Source organism: Alkalihalophilus lindianensis (genome assembly GCF_032843265.1).
In the GTDB taxonomy this organism is placed as follows: domain Bacteria; phylum Bacillota; class Bacilli; order Bacillales; family Bacillaceae_D; genus Alkalihalophilus; species Alkalihalophilus lindianensis.
On sequence record NZ_JAWJBA010000944.1, the window covers coordinates 1 to 241 of the forward strand.

Below are 241 nucleotides of genomic sequence, written 5' to 3' on the forward strand. Positions count from 1 at the left end.
ATTCCATCATCCTTTTCATATTGAGATTATCGGGCTGGTTTTTAACAGAGAATATCGCCAGGCTCACTTCATTAATATATTGCTCTAGAATGGCCATTAACTCTTGTGCAGAATTTGCCACGTCTATTGCTTTAAAATAGGAATACTTTGAATCCTCTAATTCCTTAACGTCGTAGTCCATATTACTTAGCAAAATCGTAATATTGAAAATAATGTTGCCAAAGAATGCTTTATATTCATA

At 33.2% G+C, this 241-nt stretch carries 1 pseudogene; it reads right to left on the reverse strand.

The features are described from left to right. Window positions 1-241: pseudogene (locus RYX56_RS24895) on the reverse strand (response regulator transcription factor); the annotation flags it as partial.